The sequence below is a fragment of the Nocardia lijiangensis NBRC 108240 genome (assembly GCF_001613045.1).
GTDB lineage: Bacteria > Actinomycetota > Actinomycetes > Mycobacteriales > Mycobacteriaceae > Nocardia > Nocardia lijiangensis.
This window is the reverse complement of record NZ_BDBP01000047.1, coordinates 1-17,592: the sequence shown is the minus strand read 5'-3', so window position 1 is coordinate 17,592 and position 17,592 is coordinate 1. Positions and strand designations below refer to the sequence as shown.

The following is a 17,592-nucleotide window of genomic DNA, read 5'->3' as shown; positions in this document are numbered from 1 at the left end:
CGTAGGAGGGCCCGGTGGTGTAGCACCACAGGACTCGCGATACGCGGAAGGCCGGTCCACCCGAGGGTGGACCGGCCTTCGTGACTAGCGAGAACTCGCTGATCCGGGGATCAGAAGTCCATGCCGCCCATGCCACCGGTCGGGTCGCCGGCGGGAGCGGCGGCCTTCTCCGGCTTGTCGGCGACGACGGCCTCGGTGGTCAGGAACAGGGCCGCGATGGAGGCCGCGTTCTGCAGGGCCGAACGGGTGACCTTGACCGGGTCGGCAACGCCGGCGGCCAGCAGGTCCTCGTACTCGCCGGAGTCGGCGTTCAGGCCGGAACCCGCGGGCAGGTTCGAGACCTTCTCGGCGACCACGCCGGGCTCGAGGCCGGCGTTGAAGGCGATCTGCTTCAGCGGAGCCGACAGCGCGACACGCACGATGTTCGCGCCCGTGGCCTCGTCACCGGTCAGGTTCAGCGCGTCCAGCGCCGGAGCCGACTGCAGCAGGGCCACGCCACCACCGGCGACGATGCCCTCTTCGACGGCAGCCTTCGCGTTGCGGACGGCGTCCTCGATGCGGTGCTTGCGCTCCTTGAGCTCCACCTCGGTGGCCGCGCCCGCCTTGATGACCGCAACACCGCCGGCCAGCTTGGCCAGACGCTCCTGCAGCTTCTCACGGTCGTAGTCCGAGTCGGAGTTCTCGATCTCGGTGCGGATCTGCGCAACGCGGCCCTTGATGGCCTCCGCGTCGCCCGCGCCCTCGACGATGGTGGTCTCGTCCTTCGTGACGACGACCTTGCGCGCCTGGCCGAGCAGCTCGACACCGGCGGTCTCCAGCGAGAGGCCGACCTCTTCGCTGATGACCTCGCCACCGGTCAGGATGGCGATGTCGGCGAGCTGAGCCTTGCGGCGGTCACCGAAGCCCGGAGCCTTGACGGCGACGGACTTGAAGGTGCCGCGGATCTTGTTGACCACCAGGGTCGACAGGGCCTCGCCCTCGACGTCCTCGGCGATGATCAGCAGCGGCTTGCCGGCCTGGATGACCTTCTCCAGCAGCGGCAGCAGGTCCTTGACGGTCGAAACCTTCGAGCCGACCAGCAGCAGGTACGGGTCCTCGAGGACCGCTTCCTGACGCTCCGGGTCGGTCACGAAGTAACCCGAGATGTAGCCCTTGTCGAAGCGCATGCCCTCGGTCAGCTCCAGCTGGAGGCCGAAGGTGTTGCTCTCCTCGACGGTGATGACGCCTTCCTTGCCGACCTTGTCCATGGCCTCGGCGATCAGCTCACCGATGGACGCGTCGCCGGCCGAGATACCGGCGGTGGCAGCGATCTGCTCCTTGGTCTCGACCTCCTTGGCGGTGTCGAGCAGCTTGGCGGTGACGGCCTCGACGGCCTTCTCGATGCCGCGCTTCAGACCCAGCGGGTTCGCGCCGGCCGCGACGTTGCGCAGGCCCTCGCGCACCAGCGCCTGAGCCAGGACGGTGGCGGTGGTGGTGCCGTCGCCCGCGACGTCGTCGGTCTTCTTGGCGACTTCCTTGACCAGCTCGGCGCCGATCTTCTCGTACGGGTCCTCCAGCTCGATCTCCTTGGCGATGGACACACCATCGTTGGTGATCGTGGGGGCGCCCCACTTCTTCTCCAGGACAACGTTGCGACCCTTCGGGCCCAGCGTCACCTTGACCGCGTCGGCGAGGCTGTTCAGACCCCGCTCGAGGCCGCGGCGAGCCTCTTCGTCGTACGCAATTGTCTTGGCCATGGCGTTGTTGAGATCCTCCATGTGTATGGCTGACACACAGGACGACCGCTGGTTGGATCGCCCCATTTACGCTGGCCAGGTTCGGTGCCCGCGACGGACGACCGAGGGTGTCGATGAAACCCGGCCTCACCGTCCCGACCCTGGCACTCACAGGTCGAGAGTGCCAAAGCCATTTCTAGCACTCGGGGGTGCCGAGTGCAAGGTCCGGGCCGGGGTGCCGGACCACTCTTCGCTCCGGCCGTGTGCAAGCCGAGGACGGGATGTCGTCCGCGGCCGCGCCGGTCAGCGCCGGTCGTCGAGGCGCAGCATCAGCGCGATCAACGCATCGGTGCGCCGATCCTCCGGCGTCCTCGGTTCCTCGTTGTCCACGGTGACGAGCTCGGCGTCGTGCAACAGCAGTTCGGCCTCCACGCGCATGACGGCTCGAATGAACGGGGGCGCCACTTCGGGCGGCAGATCACCGTTCACGATGTATTCGCCATCCGGCCCGGATTCCGTGGACACATACGACAGGGCGCGCAGCAGATCGGCGCGATGTTCACCCGCTACTAGGTCGGAATCCGTGTCTGTCGATTCATCCGCCATCGCTATAGCTTAGCGGTCGGCGGTGACAACGCCCGGTCGAGCAACCCGCTGGCATACTCCACACGCCCGGCGCGCCGGGACCGAGACCGCAAATCGACGCCAGAGGGCGGCGTCTGCGGAAATTTGCGCCCGCACCGACCCCCTACAGTTACCGGGTGAGTGTTGGACCCGGCCGGGATGCGATCGATGGCGTCCTGGCACAGCTGTACGGCGAGCTACTTCCGGTGCACTGGACGGTCGGGCACCCCTGGTCACTGGGCGGAGCCGATCCGCTGGAGGGTGTGAGCGCGTACCCGCGGACCGATCCGGTCCCGCACTGGCATTACATCGGGTACGGCATGAGCGAGCTCGGCGAGAAGGAATGGGGCGACCCGGAGGTCTCCGGGTGGGGATTCGAATTCACGTTCCGGCTGGCGGGCGACGCGGCCACAGTGCAGCCGCCGATCTGGCCCGCGCACTTCTTGCAGAACCTCGCCAGGTACGTCTTCCAATCGGGCAAATCGTTCGAACCGGGCCACACCATCAAGGCCAACGGCCACCTCGCCCCCGACCGGCCCGATTCGGCGATCCAGGCCGTCGGGTTCGTCACCGACCCGGAGCTGGGCAGCATCGCCACCCCCAATGGCCGGGTCACGTTCCTCCAGATGGTCGGGCTGACGACGACCGAGTACCAGACCGCGCTGGGCGGAAAGCTGCTCGCGCTGCTGGACGGTCTCGCGCCGCGGCTGCCGCTGTTCGTCACCGATCTCGATCGGGAATCGCTGGTCGCCGCCCCCAAGCCGCAGGCGCAGTGGCCGAGTTGGGGCGGCGGATTGCGCGGACGCGCGTAGATTCCGCGGTGGACCACGATCGCGTTCGATCCCGAAAGGGGACGAGATGGGCGGACTGCCGTTCGATTCGCTGTACCGGCACGGGTTCGCCCGGGTCGCGGTCGCGGTGCCACGGGTCAGGGTCGCCGATCCGGCGTACAACGTCGAGGAGACGCTGCGCCTGGCGCGCCAGGCGGCCGCCGACGGTGCGGCGCTGACGGTGTTTCCCGAGCTCGGCCTCTCCTCTTACACCTCCGACGATCTGTTCCACCAGGACGCGCTGGACGACGCGGTGGACGCGGCGCTGGCCAGGGTGGTCGCCGAGAGCGCGGACATCGACACGGTGCTCGTCGTCGGCGCGCCGGTGCGCACCCAGGGACGGCTGTTCAACTGCGGCATCGCCGTCTGCCGCGGGCGGGTGCTCGGCGCGGCGCCCAAGAGCTATCTGCCGAACTATCGCGAGTTCTACGAGAAGCGCCAATTCGCCGCCGCCAGAGAGAATCTCGCGGGCGAGATCACCATCGCGGGGCAGCGCGCACCGTTCGGCGCGGATCTGCTGTTCACCGCGACCAATTTGGCGGCCTTCACTTTTCACCTCGAGATCTGCGAGGACGGCTGGGTGCCGCTGCCGCCGAGCGGTTACGCCGCGCTGGCCGGGGCGACGGTGCTGGTGAATCTCTCGGCCAGCAACATCGTGATCGGCAAGGCCGACTACCGCAGGGCGCTGTGCGCCTCGCATTCGGCGCGATTCCTCGCCGCCTACCTGTATTCGGCTGCGGGACACGGCGAGTCGACGACCGATATGGCCTGGGACGGGCAGGCGCTGGTGTGCGAGAACGGCGACCTCGTCGCCGAGGGCGAACGCTTCGCCGACCACCCGCAGCTGGTGACGGCCGATCTCGACCTGCAACGACTGGCCGCCGACCGCCTCCGCACCACCAGCTTCGCCGACAACGTGCACGATCACCGCGAACGGCTCGGCGCCATGCGCCGCGTCGAATTCGACCTGCCGATACCGGAGACCGTGGTACCTCTGCGCCGCGAAATCCAGCGCTTCCCTTATGTTCCCGCGGATCCGGCCGCGCGCAACGAACGCTGCGCCGAGGTGCACCACATCCAGGTGGAGGGCCTGACCACCCGGCTGCGCGCGACCGGGCTGCGGCGGTTGGTGATCGGCGTCTCCGGCGGGCTCGACTCGACCCAGGCGCTGATCGTGGCGGCCAAGACCATGGACCGGCTCGGACTGCCCCGCGCGAACGTACTGGCCTACACCATGCCCGGGTTCGGGACGAGCGCCCGTACCCGCACCGATGCGCACCGGCTGATGGCGGCGCTCGGGGTGACGGCGGCGGAGATCGACATCCGGCCCGCCGCGACCCAGATGTTGCGCGATCTGAATCACGCTGCCGCCGAGGGAGTTCCGCAGTACGACGTCACCTACGAGAACGTGCAGGCGGGCGAGCGCACCTCGCATCTGTTCCGGCTGGCCAACCAGCACGGCGCGCTGGTGGTCGGCACCGGCGATCTCAGCGAATTGGCGCTCGGCTGGTGCACTTTCGGCGTCGGCGACCACATGGCCCACTACAGCGTGAACGCCTCGGTGCCCAAGACCTTGATCAAATACCTGATCGCCTGGGCCGCCGACACCGGACAGTTCGGCCCGGAGGCGACAAAGGTGTTGCAATCCGTTCTGCGAACCGAGATCTCACCGGAGCTCATCCCGCATGCCGACGCCGATGCCGAAGGTCCCGGCCAGAGTTCCGAGGCCACCGTCGGCCCGTACGAACTCCAGGACTTCCACCTGTACTACCTGCTGCGCTTCGGCTATCGGCCGAGCCGGGTGGCGTACCTGGCCAGGCACGCCTGGTCGGACCCGGAGCGCGGACCGTGGCCCGACCTGATCCCGGCCGACCAGCGCCACGCCTACGATCTGCCGACCATCAAGCGCTGGCTCGCCGAATTCCTGCGGCGGTTCGTCCAGACCAGCCAGTTCAAGCGGTCGACCCTGCCCAACGCGCCGAAGGTCGGTTCCGGCGGCTCGCTCTCGCCGCGCGGGGACTGGCGCGCTCCCAGCGACGCCTCGGCCGCCGCCTGGCTGGACGAGCTCGAGCGCAACGTGCCGTGAGCGCGTCGGCGCGCGGCCCGCACGATCCGTCGGCGCCGCGCGCATTCGGCGTAGGCGTACCGAAAACCGATGAGCGGCAACACCATCCGCCCATCGCAACGCGTTCTGGCGACAGGGCGAAGTGCCACGGCAACGAGGGCAGCGAGCACCACCCGAACGCCGCGGCTTCCCGTCCTCATGGCTTCTGCGCAGCGATCACCGAAAGCAGTTCCACCAGATGCGCTTCGGTCTTCGCCTTGTCCATGCCGAGGCCGGTCAGCAGGCCCGCGCCGTTCTCCTGTTCGAGCAGGGCGAGCAGGATGTGCTCGGTGCCGATGTAGTTGTGGCCGAGGCGAAGCGCCTCGCGGAAGGTCAGTTCGAGCGCCTTCTTGGCCTCGGCGTCGAAGGGCACCAGACCGGTGGGAGCTTCCGCGCCGTCGGACTCGGGCTGCGGCAGCGCGGCGGTCGCGGCGGCGCGCACCTCGTCCAGGCCGAGGCCCGCGGTGAGAATCTCCTTGGCGGCAAGACCTTCGGGCTCGCTCAGCAGTCCGAGCACCAGGTGTACGGGCCCGATGAGCTTGTTGCCCGCGGCGAGCGCGGCCTCCTGCGAGGCCATCACCACCGCGCGGGCACGGGGGGTGAACTTGGCGAATCCCGCGTTCGGGTCCATCGCCGCCGCGTCGCCGGGGTCGCCGGGTCCCTTGGCCACGAACCGCTTCTGCGCAGCCTGCTTGGTGACGCCCATGCTGACGCCGATATCGGTCCAGGACGCGCCGGAGCGGCGGGCTTGGTCCACGAAGTGGCCGATCAGGTGATCGGCCACTTCGCCGAGGTGCCCCGCGGCGATGACCGCGTCGGAGAGCTGCTCGAGCGCGTTGTCCGGCCGAGCCTTCTTGATGGCGGTGATGAGGTCGTCGAGACGAATCGAAGAAGTCATGCGTCAACCATAAGTTGACGCATGAGCATCGTCAACCTTTAGTTGACGATCTTGTTCGACGCCCGCGCCGCTATCGCAACCCCGCGGCGGTCGCCGCGCCGCGCACGATGGTCTCCTTGACCTTGGCTCCGAGCCGCCCGCGCAACACGGTTCGCGCCGGGGTGTCGTCGGCGTGCAGCGCCTGGATGACCGCGTCGCGGCGGCCGAGGCTGATGCACTGGAGGATGTACCGGAACCGCAGGTCACGCGGTTCCCGCCCGCGCATCCGCGCCACGATCGCGTCGGCCGCGTACTTGCCGGTCGGCAGCGCCGTCGCGCACGCCATCCGCAGCGACCGCCCGCCGGGACCGGCGACCACCGCGCTGTCGCCCGCGGCGTAGATCTCCGGATGCGAGATCGAGCGTAGGGATTCGTCGGTCAGCACCCGGCCAGCGCCGTCCACCGCGAGACCGGCCCGGGCGGCGAGATCGGGCACGCCGAATCCGGTGGTCCAGACCGCGGTCCCGGCCTCGACGAAGTCACCGCTCGCGAGCCGGACACCGTCCGCGGTCACCTCGACCACCTTCACATCCGCGCGGATCTCGACACCGAGCTTCTCCAGCACCGCCCGGATGTGCGCGGCGGCCTTCGCCGAGAGCCAGGCGCCGGGTTCGTCGGCACTGAGCAGCACGACATGCGAATCCGGCTGGGACTCGGCCAGTTCCGCGGCCAGCTCGATGCCGGTGGCGCCAGCGCCGACAACGGCGATGGTTCCGCCGTTCGCGGCCCATGCCGAGTCCTCTGGTGTGGCAACGGACTTGGCGAACTCGGCGGCGCCAGGGACCTGGCCGCGATCGGCGAGACTGCCCAGCGCGTAGATCAGCACGTCGTAGCCGACGGAATCACCGCGATCCAGCTCGACCCGCTTGGCCGCGGCGTCGATGCGTGTCGCTCGCGCAAGGACGAACCGAATACCCTTGCGCTCCAAGATTTCTGCCAAGTCCCAGCGACGCAACCGCTGCCCGGCGACCTGCTGGTGCAACCGCACCCGCTCCACGAACTCGGCGCGGGCATCGACAACCGTGATCTGCGCTGCCCCCGCCCGCCCGGCAAGCCGCCGTGCCGCGGCCAGGCCCGCGTATCCGGCGCCCAGAACGACGATGTGCTGTTTCCCGGTCATGATGTGGCTCCTCTCGTTGGCCGATACCACTCAGACTGGGTAGGCCGCCGCTTCCTGACAGCCCGCGGCATGAGCCGCGTCACACCGGACGACCAGCTACGACGCCCGATCGGCCGCGGCGAAATAAGCCAGCTTGTCGGGGTTGACGACGAGGTACAGTTCGCGCGCCTTGTCGCCGTCGAGATCGAACCCGACGATCACCATCGGCGTTTCGGCGATCCGCACGACCACCGCGAGTGTCCCGTTGACCTCCTCGATCCCGATCGCCATGCCGGGGACCTCCCAGCGGAACAGGCCGACGAGGTAGCGCGCCACCCGGTCGGCGCCGTGCACCGGCCGCCGCGCGGCACTGATCCGGCCGCCGCCGTCCGCGGTGGCCGTGGCGTCGGCAGCGAGCATCCGCCCGAGCGTGTCGACCTCGCCGGAGCGCGCGGCCGCGAGGAAACGTTCGATCAGCGCCCTGGCATGACCGGGTTCGACGTCGAAGCGCGCCCGCCCGTCGCGCACCCGCTGACCGGCCCTCCGGTAGGTCTGCTGCGAGCTCGCCTCGGTGAGGTCGAGCATGTCGGCGATCTCGCGATGGGCGTAACCGAACGCCTCGCGCAGCACGAAGACGGCGCGCTCCACCGGGCTCAGCCGCTCCAGCGCGGTGAGCAGCGCCAGCGAGACCAGCTCGCGTTCCTCGACGGTCTCCAGCGGGCCGAGTTCGCCGTTCGCGGTCGGCACGGGTTCCGGCAGCCACGGGCCGGTGTAGGTCTCGCGCCGCGCCCTTGCCGAAACCAGCCAGGTGCGGCAGAGATTCACCACGGCGGTGGTCAGCCAGGCCTCCGCGGACCGGATGGCGGCCCGGTCGGTGCCGTCCCAGCGGAGGTAGGTCTCCTGCACCGCGTCCTCGGCCTCGGCCGCCGAGCCGAGCATGCGGTAGGCGAGCGCGAACAACCGCGGGCGATGCGCCTGGAATTCGCGCAGTCCGTCGGGTTCCACCGTCACCTTCCTCCGCGCTCGCCCGGCCGCGTTCGTCGATATCAGCGAACTACTTCGTCCGTCTGTTCCTTCCGGCCGCCCGGCCTGCGCAACCGCAGCCGCGCGCTCGAGCTGCGGATGCCGGACCGGATGGCGGGCCTGCGCCGCTGCGCCTTGCGCTGAGCACGGCGTTCGGCGGGCTTGTGCTCCCAGGTCTCCGGCCGGGCCGCCACCCAGCGCTGCGAATACCAGGCGAACGGAATGTGGCCGAGGTAGAGCGCGACCAGCACCAGCAGCAGCACGATCGGATAGGTCACCAGCAGGGCCGCCGCCACCGCGACCAGTACCAGCAGCCCGGCAGCTGCCTGCGGCGCCACCGACACGGACTTCATCGCCAGCGTCGGAATCGTGCTGACGCACAACGCCCCTGCGAACACCGTCCAGGCCGCGACCTCGTAGAAGCCGACCCACCAGCCGTCGCCGAACTGCACGTACAGCGCGATCGGCACGAGCGCGATCAGCGCGCCCGCGGGCGCGGGAACGCCGACGAAATAGTCACGCGACCAATCGGGTCGGGTGTCGTCGTCCATCAGCGTGTTGAACCTGGCCAGGCGCAGCACGATGCTCACCGCGAACAACAGCGCGATGATCCAGCCCGCGCTGTTCTGGTCGAGCAGCGCGATGTACAGCACCAGCGCGGGCGCGACGCCGAAAGAAATCGCGTCGGAGAGCGAATCGAGCTCCGCGCCCATCTTGGTGGTGGCGTCGAGCATGCGGGCCAGGCGACCGTCGAGGGTGTCCAGCACCGCGGCCGCGCCGACCATGGCCAGCGCGATGTCGAGTTCGCCGTCCAGCGCGAACTTCACCGCGGACAGACCGGAGCACAGCGCCAGGATGGTCACGATGCTCGGAAGCAGCCGGACGCTGCGGCGCCTGCGCCGTTGGGTGGGCACAGCCGCTTCCATCATGACAACACGGCCAGGACGGTCTCGCCCCCGATGGTGCGCTGCCCCGGCTGCACCAGCAGCTCGGTGCCCGCGGGGAAGTAGGTGTCGACCCGGGAGCCGAAACGGATCAGACCGTAGGTGTCGCCGATGGTGAGCACGTCGCCGACCTGCGCGTCGCAGACGATGCGCCGGGCGAGCAGACCGGCGATCTGCACCACGACCAGCTGCTTGCCCGCCGGGGTCTCGAGCACCATGCTGTTGCGCTCGTTCACCGAGCTGGCCTCGGGCAGATCGGCAGAGCGGAACTGGCCCGCCTGGTGATGCACCGCGCGCACCACACCGGAGACCGGGGTGCGCTGCACGTGCACGTCCAGCACGGAGAGGAAGATGCTCACCCGCGGCAGCGGCTGATCGCCGAGCCCGAGTTCCGCGGGCGGCACGGCCGTGTCGACCAGGGCGATCTCACCATCGGCGGGGGCGACGACGGCGCCTGCCCGGTTCGGCGGGACCCGCTTCGGGTGGCGGAAGAAGGTGGCGCAGGCCGCCGCGGCGAGCAGACCCGTCCGGCGCACCCATTTGCGCTTGCCGCCCACTACCGCGACCGCGAGCGGCGCGGCGACGAAGGGCAGGCCCGCCGGATGCAGCGGGGGGATAGCGGCCCGGACCAGATCGACGACGTGGCCGACGCCGGTCGTTTCGGGCGTGCCGGGCGGGGTGGGACGGCGTGCCACAGGCTCCTCTTTCGTGCTAGATGCAGTCGGTTGCGCCCTTCAACGATAGGTCCGGCGCAAGCGTTCACACCTTACGGGAGGAGCTTGTGGTACGTCCCGGTCAGCGCATGGCCCGGCGACTGGTGACGAGGCGGACCAGGAACAGCAGAATCACCGCGCCGCCGAGGCAGGTGAAGAAGCTGAACCACAGCCCGCCGCCCTCGACGTCGACGCCGAACAGCTTGAGCAGGAATCCACCGAGCAGACCGCCGACGACGCCGACGAGGATGTTCAGCAGGATGCCCTGCTGGGCGTCCGTTTTCATGATTTTACTGGCGATCCAGCCGGCGAGACCGCCGATGATGATCCAGCCGATAATCCCGAGACCGAGCATGGTGACCTCGCATCGATAGTGGGGATACACGCCGCGCCGGTACCGCTGACGTGTTTGGCGCTGATATACCCGGCGGTTGTGAGAATAAGCACTCCCGGTGGCAACCCTCGGGTAATATGAGGGAGCCTCATGTCTACGCTTCCGTGACAAGTGGGCGAACCGATGAAGGAGTTCGAGGCTCCGCCGGATCCCCGGCAGCAGCGCCGCAGGTATTAGGAGATCCATCATGTCTGCTCGAATCGCCCAGACCACCGGGGTTGAGCACACCGCGATCCTCGGGCTCGGCGTCTATCGCCCGGCCCGGGTGGTCACCAATGACGAAGTGGCGGGACCGATCAACTCCAGTGACGAGTGGATCCGGACCCGGTCGGGCATCAAGACCCGGCGTTTCGCCTCCGAGGACGAGACGATCCAGAGCATGAGCGTGGGCGCGGCGCGCGGCGCGCTGGAATCGGCGGGCGTGGATGTCGACGAGGTCGACTGCGTCATCGTCGCCACGTCGACGCATCTGCTGCTGACACCCGCCGCCGCCCCGCGCATCGCCACCGAGCTCGGCATGAACGGCGCGGCCGCGTTCGATGTCTCCGCGGGCTGTGCGGGGTTCTGTCACGCGCTGGCGCTGGCGTCGGACCTCGTTCGGTGCGGCACGTCCAAGAACGTGCTGGTGATCGGTGTGGAGAAACTGACCAACACCATCAACATGACCGACCGCTCCACCGCGTTCCTGTTCGCCGACGGCGCGGGCGCCGTGATCGTCGGCCCGTCCGACGAGCCAGGCATCGGTCCCACCGTGTGGGGCTCGGACGGCACCCAGCATCGCGCGATCCGCCAGGACAAGGACTGGATGGAGTTCTTCGCCGAGATCGACGAGAAGGGCCTCGACGCGGTCCGGCCGTACATGACCATGGAGGGCACCGCCGTCTTCCGGTGGGCCGCCCACTCGCTGGAGAAGGTGTGCCGCGACGCGATCGATCGCGCCGGACTCTCCACCGACGACATGCAGGCGATGATCCCGCACCAGGCCAACGGCCGGATCATCGAGATCATGGCCCGCGTGCTCAAGCTGCCGGAGAGCTGCGCGCTCGCGAACGACATCGAGGAGACCGGCAACACCTCGGCCGCGTCCATCCCGCTGGCCATGGAGGCGCTGCTGCGCAACGGCGAATCGAAGCCGGGTGACACCGCGCTGCTCATCGCCTTCGGCGCTGGCCTGTCCTACGCGGCGCAGGTCGTCACCCTGCCGAACTGGAAGTAGGTTTCTCCGCTGTGCCCTCGCCTCGTCCGGGGCGAGGGCACAGCCGTTTTCGCTGGTGGAAGGGTCAGGCGCCCGACTCGGCCGCGGCCTTGATCTTGGCGAGCGTCTCGTTCATGCCCCGGACCAGGTTGGCCTCGAAGGCAGGCTCACCACCGAGCGCGGCGTCGATGACCTTGCGGATCACCCAGGCAACGCCGTTGGACACGTCACGACGTTCGACCAGCCGAGTACCGTCCGCGGTCGGCTCCAGGGTGTAGCTCCACACCGTGTGGTTCTCGATCATCCGGAACGCGAAGGCCTGGTTCGGCTCGAACCGCACGATGCGGGAGGTGGTCGGCCAACGCTTCCGGCCGTCCTTGTTCCAGTTCACGGTCCAGGTGCCCGCCTTGGGCGTGCCGAGCGGGATCATCCGGACCGTCATCGGACTGAACTCGGGCATGCGCCGGAGGTCGGAGACGATCTGCCAGACGCGCTCCGGGGGCGCGGCAATATCGACGGTCGCTTCGAGATGGTTGGGCAACGCTGCCTCCGGGAATGCGCGGTCCGGACAAACCAGACACATGTGTGTACGACGAGTAACAGACATCCTAAACGGGAGCGCCTGGAAGACAACTGTGTCACATTTTGGCCTTTTGGTTGCCGGTAGTCGTAATGGACCGCGCACAATTGCGGATAGACGAAGCACAAGCCACTGCCACCAGCTTTCCCGTCCAGCGTGAGGTGATCGGCCGTGAAACTTCGCTCGCTTCTTCATCGTCGGCAGTCGGACCAAGTCCCACTGCTTCCCTCCTCGGAACCCGATGACGGGTCTGCCGAGCGCGGTGCGATTCCTCGTCGAACCGCGAAGAAGCTCGCCCAAGAGGAACGGCTGGAGCGACTGCTCACGCCGAGCGAACTCGATATCGTGCTCCACCACCGACTCTGAGCCCAGCCGCGCGGATGGCCGTGGCTGCGCCCAGGCGCGGGGCGCCGGGGGGTGACTCGAGGGGGCGAGAAACGACGGCGACACTCCGCCGCCGAAGCGACATACTTTTGTGGTGACTGCACCCGCTGCTACGAAACCGGTAATCCTGAGCGTCGACGACGATCCGGGCGTCTCCCGCGCGGTCGTGCGCGACCTGCGCCGCCGCTACGGCGCCGACTACCGGATTCTGCGCGCGGAATCCGGCCCGCAGGCGCTCGAGGCCCTGCGCGAAATGAAACTGCGCGGCCAGCAGGTCGCCGTGCTGATCGCCGACTACCGGATGCCGGGCATGGACGGCATCGAATTCCTGGAGCAGGCCATGGACCTGCATCCCTACGCGCGCCGCGTGCTGCTGACCGCCTACGCCGACACCAACGCCGCGATCGACGCGATCAATGTGATCGACCTGGACCATTACCTGCTCAAACCGTGGGACCCGCCGGAGGAGAAGCTCTACCCGGTGCTGGACGGACTGCTCGACGCCTGGCGCAGCAGCGAACACCGGCCGGTGGCCGGGACGAAGGTGGTCGGCAACCGCTGGTCGCCGCGCTCCTCGCAGGTCCGCGAGTTCCTGGCCCGCAACCAGCTGCCATACCGCTGGTACCTCGCCGACGAACCGGAGGGCGTCCGGCTGCTGGAGGCCGCGGGCGCCGACCCGGACCGATGTCCGGTGGTGATCACGGCTTCGGGTGACGCGCTGGTCCAGCCGACCGACAGCGCGCTGGCCGAGAGCGTCGGACTGAACGTCACCCCCACCGGCGATTTCTACGACCTGATCGTGGTCGGCGGCGGTCCCGCCGGGCTCGGCGCGGCCGTGTACGGCGCGTCCGAGGGCCTGCGCACGGTGCTCGTCGAACGCACCGCGACCGGCGGGCAGGCCGGGCAGAGCTCCCGAATCGAGAACTATCTCGGCTTCCCCGACGGGGTCTCCGGCGCGCAGCTGGCCGACCGGGCGCGGCGGCAGGCCGCCAAGTTCGGCGCCGAGGTGATCACCACCCGCGAGGTGGTCGGGCTGGAGGTCAACGGTTCGGCGCGCACCGTACGTTTCGCCGACGGCGGCACGCTGTGCGGCCACACCGTGATCATCGCGACCGGCGTGGACTATCGACGGCACCCGGCGCCGGGCGTCGACGAATTCACCGGTCGCGGAGTGTATTACGGCTCGGCGATGACCGAGGCGTCCGAATGCGCCGATCACGAGGTCTACATCGTCGGCGGCGCCAACTCGGCCGGGCAGGCGGCGGTCTTCCTGTCCCGCAACGCCCGCACCGTGCACCTGGTGGTGCGCGCGGACTCGCTGGAGAAGTCCATGTCGCACTATCTGATCCAGCAGATCGCGCAGATTCCGAACATCAAGGTGCACACCAACACCGAGGTGACCGCCGCCGACGGCAGCGACCACCTGGAACGGATCATGTTGCGCGACAAGGTCACAGGCGCGGAAGAGAAGGCCGAGGCCGAGCGGCTGTTCCTCTTCATCGGTGCGGCGCCGCAGACCGACTGGCTCGACGGCGTGGTCACACGCGACGAGGCAGGATACGTGCTGGCCGGGCCGGATCTCATGATCGAAGGCGCCAGACCGACAGGCTGGGAATTGCCCCGTCCGCCACACCATTTGGAGACCAGCGTGCCCGGCGTGTTCGTCGCGGGCGATGTGCACGCCGAGTCCGCCAAGCGGGTCGCCTCGGCGGTCGGCGAGGGCGCGATGGCGGTCATGCTCGTACACCGGTATCTGGCGTGACGTCAGGAGGACTGTTGTGACACTCGAAAACGCCGCGCGCCGTTCGCATCTCGTCTGCGATCCGGCGGAGCTGCGCACCCTGTTCCTGTTCGAGAAACTCGAAGACGACCAGCTGGCCTGGCTGTGCGCCGACGGGCGCATCGAATACATCGAGCCGGGACTCGTCTTCCGCGAAGGCGATCCGGCCACCTGCTTCTACGTCCTGATGGACGGCGAGGTGCGGCTGACCAAACTGTCCGGCGGCACCGAGATCGAGCTGAACCGCACCGACCACAAGGGCGCCTACGCGGGCGCGTGGAGCGCGTACCTGGGCGACAAGGCCGATCCGAACTACACCGGTTCGATGTACGTCACCCGCAAGTCGCGGTTCTACGTGCTGGACGCGGGCACCTTCGCGCGCATGATGCACGAGTGGTTCCCGATGGCGGTGCACCTGCTGGAGGGCGCGTTCTTCGGCAGCCGCAACACCACTCAGCGCGTGGCGGAGCGGGAACGGCTGCTCGCGCTCGGCTCGCTGTCGGCGGGCCTGACCCACGAGCTGAACAACCCGGCGGCCGCGGCGGTGCGCGCCACCTCAGGCCTGCGCGAGCGGGTCGCGGGAATGCGGCACAAGCTGGCCATGATGGCCGAAGGGAAGTTCCAGCCGGACGTGCTCGTCACCCTGGTGCGGCTGCAAGAGGAGGCGGCGGCCCAGGTCGCCAAGGCTCCCGAGCTGAGCCCAATGGAGGCCGCCGACCGGGAGGACCTGCTCGGCGAATGGCTCGAGGACCACGAGATCGCCGACAGCTGGGTGCTGGCGCCGAACTTCGTGCAGGCCGGATTCGACGTGGACTGGCTGGAACGGGTGTGGGGCACCCTGGAGGGCTGCCCGAACAAGGTGTTCGAGGGCGCGATCCGCTGGCTCAACTACACCATCGAGACCGAGCTGCTGATGAACGAGATCGCGGATTCGACCACCAGGATCTCCACACTGGTCGACGCCGCCAAGCAGTACTCGCAGATGGACCGTGCCCCGTTCCAGGTCGTCGACATCCACGAGCTGCTCGACAGCACCCTGGTGATGTTGAACAGGAAGCTCGGCGACGGTGTGCACGTGGTCAAGGAGTACGACCGCACCCTGCCGCCGCTGCCCTGCTACGCCGCCGAACTCAACCAGGTGTGGACGAACCTGATCGACAACGCGGTGTACGCGATGCGCGGCAAAGGCACCCTCACCGTGCGGACCAGCAAGGAAAACGACTGCGCCGTAGTCGAGATCGGCGACACCGGCCCCGGCATCCCCGCCGACGCGCTCCGCCGCGTCTTCGAACCGTTCTTCACCACCAAACCGGTCGGCGAAGGCACCGGCCTCGGCCTGGACATCTCCTTCCGCATCGTCGTCAACAAACACAACGGCGACATCCGAGTCGAATCCGAACCAGGCGACACCCGCTTCACAGTCCGCCTCCCACTACACCGCCCAGAGCAGAATGAAGAAGGCGCCCTAGAAGCCCCCTGACCCACAAAAACGGCACCTCACAACAGAACAGCAACAGCAACATCCCCACCCTCCCGACCACCCCCGGGGCGAGTCTTACGAGCCCGTTCGCGGCCCGTCTCGCGTCCGAGCGTTCGAGACGCATGCGCCGCAGGCGCGAGTCTCGAACGCTCGGACGCGAGACACCAGGGGGCCGCGAACACGCGCGCGCCAGCGCGCCAAAAACACAGCCCGCACACCCGCCCTGGGAAACCGCACCATCAACAAAAACCACACACCTAAAGGAGGCGCTCGGAAATGACTGAAGCCATCGAGGGCATCAATCCGGCTACCCCGCCCACCGGCCCCGGCTGCCTCGAATGCGAAGCCGAGCAAGGCTGGTGGGTCCACCTACGCCGCTGCGCCGAGTGCGGCCACATCGGCTGCTGCGACACCTCCCCCGCCCAGCACGCCACCAAGCACGCCAAGGACACCGGCCACCCCTTCATCCAGAGCTTCGAGCCCGGCGAGGACTGGTTCTGGGATTTCCGCAGCGAGGAAATGTACGGCGGCGGCCCCGAGCTGGCTCCCCCGCACAGTCACCCGGCCGATCAGGGCGTGCCCGGCCCGCGCGGCCGGGTTCCCGCGGATTGGCAAGCGCACATTCACTGAATGGTCCGGTACGCTGCTGCGGACGCGCCGGAGGCTCCGGCGCTGTGTGGCACCGGAAAGCACCAAATGAAGCGAATTTCCGTCATCGTCCTAGCCGCGGGCGCGGTGGCTCTGGCGGCGACCGGCTGCGGCGGGTCGGACGAGTCCACCGACGCGAGCGGCCTGCGCAAGGGCAGTACGGTCGCGAGCGCCAGCGCGACGCAGGCGCCGACCACGAGCGCTTCGGCGCCGATCACCTCCGCCAACGCGGCGACCGCCGCGCCTAGCGACGCGTCCGTTCTCGGCCCGGCCACGCGCACCACGTGCGGTGAGTTCAAGGGGCTCGACAGCGAGGCCGAGAAGCAGGTGATCGAGCAGATCCTCGCCGAGAATCCGGACAGCCCGTTCGCGGGCAGCCCGAATGTCGCGCTCGGCACCGCCAAGCTGGTGTGTCTGTCGGCGAGCAATGCCGAGAAGCCGGTGGCGGTGGCCGCGCGGATCATCGAGCCCGCGAACTAGTCGTCCAGTCTTCGCATTCACCTGCGGTCTCGCCCACCCGCGCGCCAACGCGGGCAGAATGGCACAGTGGCTGAACTGGCGCTCACCGCTCGACTGAATCCTTCCGCCGCCGACGCGAGACGCGGGGTGGTGCGCCTGCATCCGGAGGCGTTGACGGCGCTCGGCCTGCGCGAATGGGACGGGGTCGCGCTGGCGGGCTCGCGGCATACCGCGGCGGTGGTCGGTATCGCGCCCGCGGGCACGCCGGCGGGCGTCGCGCTGCTGGACGACGTGACACTGTCGAACGCGGGCCTGCGCGAGAACGCGACCGTGGTGGTCTCCCCCGCCCCGGTGTTCGGCGCCAAGCAGATCTCGGTGAGCGGTTCGTTGCATGCCACCCGCAGCATTCCGGCCGCCACGCTGCGGCAGGCGCTGCTCGGCAAGGTCGTCACGGTGGGCGACGCGGTATCGCTGCTGCCGCGCGACCTGGGACCGGATATTCCGTCGTCGGCGGCCAGTCAGGCGCTGTCGCGCACCTTCGGCATCGCGTGGACCACCGAACTGCTCACCGTCACCGCCACCGATCCGGTGCGCGGGCCGGTGAGCGTGCAGCCCAATACGGCCGTCGTCTGGGGCGCGGGGGCGGTCGCGGCACTGGACGCCGCGGAGCGCGCGGCGGCGGC

General features: G+C 68.8%; 16 protein-coding genes and 1 pseudogene. 8 read left to right on the top strand and 9 right to left on the bottom strand.

Going from position 1 to position 17,592, the window contains the following annotated elements:
- Positions 1-110: 110 nt before the first annotated feature.
- Together groL and NL1_RS18470 are read right to left on the bottom strand one after the other, a co-directional pair.
- Entirely contained in the window at positions 111-1,736 is a 1,626-nt protein-coding gene (gene groL, locus NL1_RS18475; RefSeq protein WP_067841098.1) for a chaperonin GroEL, read from the bottom strand.
- A gap of 282 nt (positions 1,737-2,018) precedes the next feature.
- Positions 2,019-2,321 carry a hypothetical protein gene (locus NL1_RS18470; protein ID WP_067841008.1) on the bottom strand — a complete coding sequence of 101 codons (303 nt, stop codon included), beginning with the start codon at positions 2,319-2,321 and terminating at the stop codon, positions 2,019-2,021.
- A 155-nt stretch (positions 2,322-2,476) separates the two neighbouring features.
- On the opposite strand from NL1_RS18470, the gene NL1_RS18465 reads away from it, so the two are divergent.
- The gene (locus NL1_RS18465; protein ID WP_067841006.1) at positions 2,477-3,151 is read left to right on the top strand and encodes a suppressor of fused domain protein; all 675 of its coding nucleotides are present in this window, start codon (positions 2,477-2,479) and stop codon (positions 3,149-3,151) included.
- Positions 3,152-3,197: 46 nt separating this feature from the next.
- Positions 3,198-5,255, top strand: coding sequence for an NAD(+) synthase (locus NL1_RS18460; protein WP_067841003.1), 2,058 nt, complete (start codon positions 3,198-3,200; stop codon positions 5,253-5,255).
- A 175-nt stretch (positions 5,256-5,430) separates the two neighbouring features.
- Here the strand turns inward: NL1_RS18460 and NL1_RS18455 are convergent, their stop codons facing one another.
- The 6 genes from NL1_RS18455 to NL1_RS18430 all read right to left on the bottom strand — a co-directional run bounded on the left by NL1_RS18455 (position 5,431) and on the right by NL1_RS18430 (position 10,344).
- Positions 5,431-6,171, bottom strand: a complete 741-nt coding sequence (locus NL1_RS18455) for a Clp protease N-terminal domain-containing protein (protein WP_067841002.1) — start codon at positions 6,169-6,171, stop codon at positions 5,431-5,433.
- 70 nt (positions 6,172-6,241) lie between these two features.
- On the bottom strand, positions 6,242-7,330 hold the full coding sequence (locus tag NL1_RS18450) for an NAD(P)/FAD-dependent oxidoreductase (protein ID WP_067841000.1): 1,089 nt from the start codon (positions 7,328-7,330) through the stop codon (positions 6,242-6,244).
- 96 nt (positions 7,331-7,426) lie between these two features.
- On the bottom strand, positions 7,427-8,320 hold the full coding sequence (locus tag NL1_RS18445; RefSeq protein ID WP_444980021.1) for an RNA polymerase sigma-70 factor: 894 nt from the start codon (positions 8,318-8,320) through the stop codon (positions 7,427-7,429).
- 35 nt (positions 8,321-8,355) lie between these two features.
- The gene (locus NL1_RS18440; protein WP_067840999.1) at positions 8,356-9,258 is read right to left on the bottom strand and encodes a CDP-alcohol phosphatidyltransferase family protein; all 903 of its coding nucleotides are present in this window, start codon (positions 9,256-9,258) and stop codon (positions 8,356-8,358) included.
- Positions 9,258-9,971 (bottom strand): phosphatidylserine decarboxylase, encoded by a 714-nt coding sequence (locus NL1_RS18435; protein WP_067840997.1) that lies wholly within the window; start codon positions 9,969-9,971, stop codon positions 9,258-9,260. The genes NL1_RS18440 and NL1_RS18435 overlap by 1 nt, the downstream gene beginning before the upstream one ends.
- Positions 9,972-10,071: 100 nt before the next feature.
- Positions 10,072-10,344 carry a GlsB/YeaQ/YmgE family stress response membrane protein gene (locus NL1_RS18430; protein WP_067840995.1) on the bottom strand — a complete coding sequence of 91 codons (273 nt, stop codon included), beginning with the start codon at positions 10,342-10,344 and terminating at the stop codon, positions 10,072-10,074.
- A 226-nt stretch (positions 10,345-10,570) separates the two neighbouring features.
- Between NL1_RS18430 and NL1_RS18425 the strand changes: the two genes are divergently transcribed.
- Complete coding sequence (locus tag NL1_RS18425) at positions 10,571-11,599, top strand: beta-ketoacyl-ACP synthase III (RefSeq protein ID WP_067840993.1); 1,029 nt, start codon at positions 10,571-10,573, stop codon at positions 11,597-11,599.
- A 64-nt stretch (positions 11,600-11,663) separates the two neighbouring features.
- Here the strand turns inward: NL1_RS18425 and NL1_RS18420 are convergent, their stop codons facing one another.
- A complete protein-coding gene (locus NL1_RS18420; RefSeq protein WP_067840991.1) occupies positions 11,664-12,119 on the bottom strand; it encodes an SRPBCC family protein in 456 nt (151 codons plus the stop codon).
- A gap of 517 nt (positions 12,120-12,636) precedes the next feature.
- Here NL1_RS18420 and NL1_RS18415 point away from each other — a divergent pair.
- From NL1_RS18415 to NL1_RS18395, 5 genes and pseudogenes are all read left to right on the top strand, one after another.
- Entirely contained in the window at positions 12,637-14,304 is a 1,668-nt protein-coding gene (locus NL1_RS18415) for an NAD(P)/FAD-dependent oxidoreductase (protein ID WP_067841095.1), read from the top strand.
- Between the two features lie 16 nt (positions 14,305-14,320).
- On the top strand, positions 14,321-15,802 hold the full coding sequence (locus NL1_RS18410) for an ATP-binding protein (protein ID WP_067840989.1): 1,482 nt from the start codon (positions 14,321-14,323) through the stop codon (positions 15,800-15,802).
- A gap of 276 nt (positions 15,803-16,078) precedes the next feature.
- On the top strand, positions 16,079-16,432 hold the full coding sequence (locus NL1_RS18405) for a UBP-type zinc finger domain-containing protein (RefSeq protein ID WP_067840987.1): 354 nt from the start codon (positions 16,079-16,081) through the stop codon (positions 16,430-16,432).
- A gap of 66 nt (positions 16,433-16,498) precedes the next feature.
- Positions 16,499-16,930 carry a hypothetical protein gene (locus NL1_RS18400; RefSeq protein WP_067840985.1) on the top strand — a complete coding sequence of 144 codons (432 nt, stop codon included), beginning with the start codon at positions 16,499-16,501 and terminating at the stop codon, positions 16,928-16,930.
- Between the two features lie 66 nt (positions 16,931-16,996).
- Positions 16,997-17,592: pseudogene (locus NL1_RS18395) on the top strand (AAA family ATPase); the annotation flags it as partial.

Excerpts from the sequence above, each read along its gene's own strand:
- groL (WP_067841098.1), bottom strand. The coding sequence starts at position 1,736 with ATGGCCAAGACAATTGCGTACGACGAAGAGGCTCGCCGCGGCCTCGAG.
- NL1_RS18470 (WP_067841008.1), bottom strand. The coding sequence starts at position 2,321 with ATGGCGGATGAATCGACAGACACGGATTCCGACCTAGTAGCGGGTGAA.
- NL1_RS18460 (WP_067841003.1), top strand. The coding sequence starts at position 3,198 with ATGGGCGGACTGCCGTTCGATTCGCTGTACCGGCACGGGTTCGCCCGG.
- NL1_RS18455 (WP_067841002.1), bottom strand. The coding sequence starts at position 6,171 with ATGACTTCTTCGATTCGTCTCGACGACCTCATCACCGCCATCAAGAAG.
- NL1_RS18450 (WP_067841000.1), bottom strand. The coding sequence starts at position 7,330 with ATGACCGGGAAACAGCACATCGTCGTTCTGGGCGCCGGATACGCGGGC.
- NL1_RS18440 (WP_067840999.1), bottom strand. The coding sequence starts at position 9,258 with ATGGAAGCGGCTGTGCCCACCCAACGGCGCAGGCGCCGCAGCGTCCGG.
- NL1_RS18430 (WP_067840995.1), bottom strand. The coding sequence starts at position 10,344 with ATGCTCGGTCTCGGGATTATCGGCTGGATCATCATCGGCGGTCTCGCC.
- NL1_RS18425 (WP_067840993.1), top strand. The coding sequence starts at position 10,571 with ATGTCTGCTCGAATCGCCCAGACCACCGGGGTTGAGCACACCGCGATC.
- NL1_RS18405 (WP_067840987.1), top strand. The coding sequence starts at position 16,079 with ATGACTGAAGCCATCGAGGGCATCAATCCGGCTACCCCGCCCACCGGC.
- NL1_RS18400 (WP_067840985.1), top strand. The coding sequence starts at position 16,499 with ATGAAGCGAATTTCCGTCATCGTCCTAGCCGCGGGCGCGGTGGCTCTG.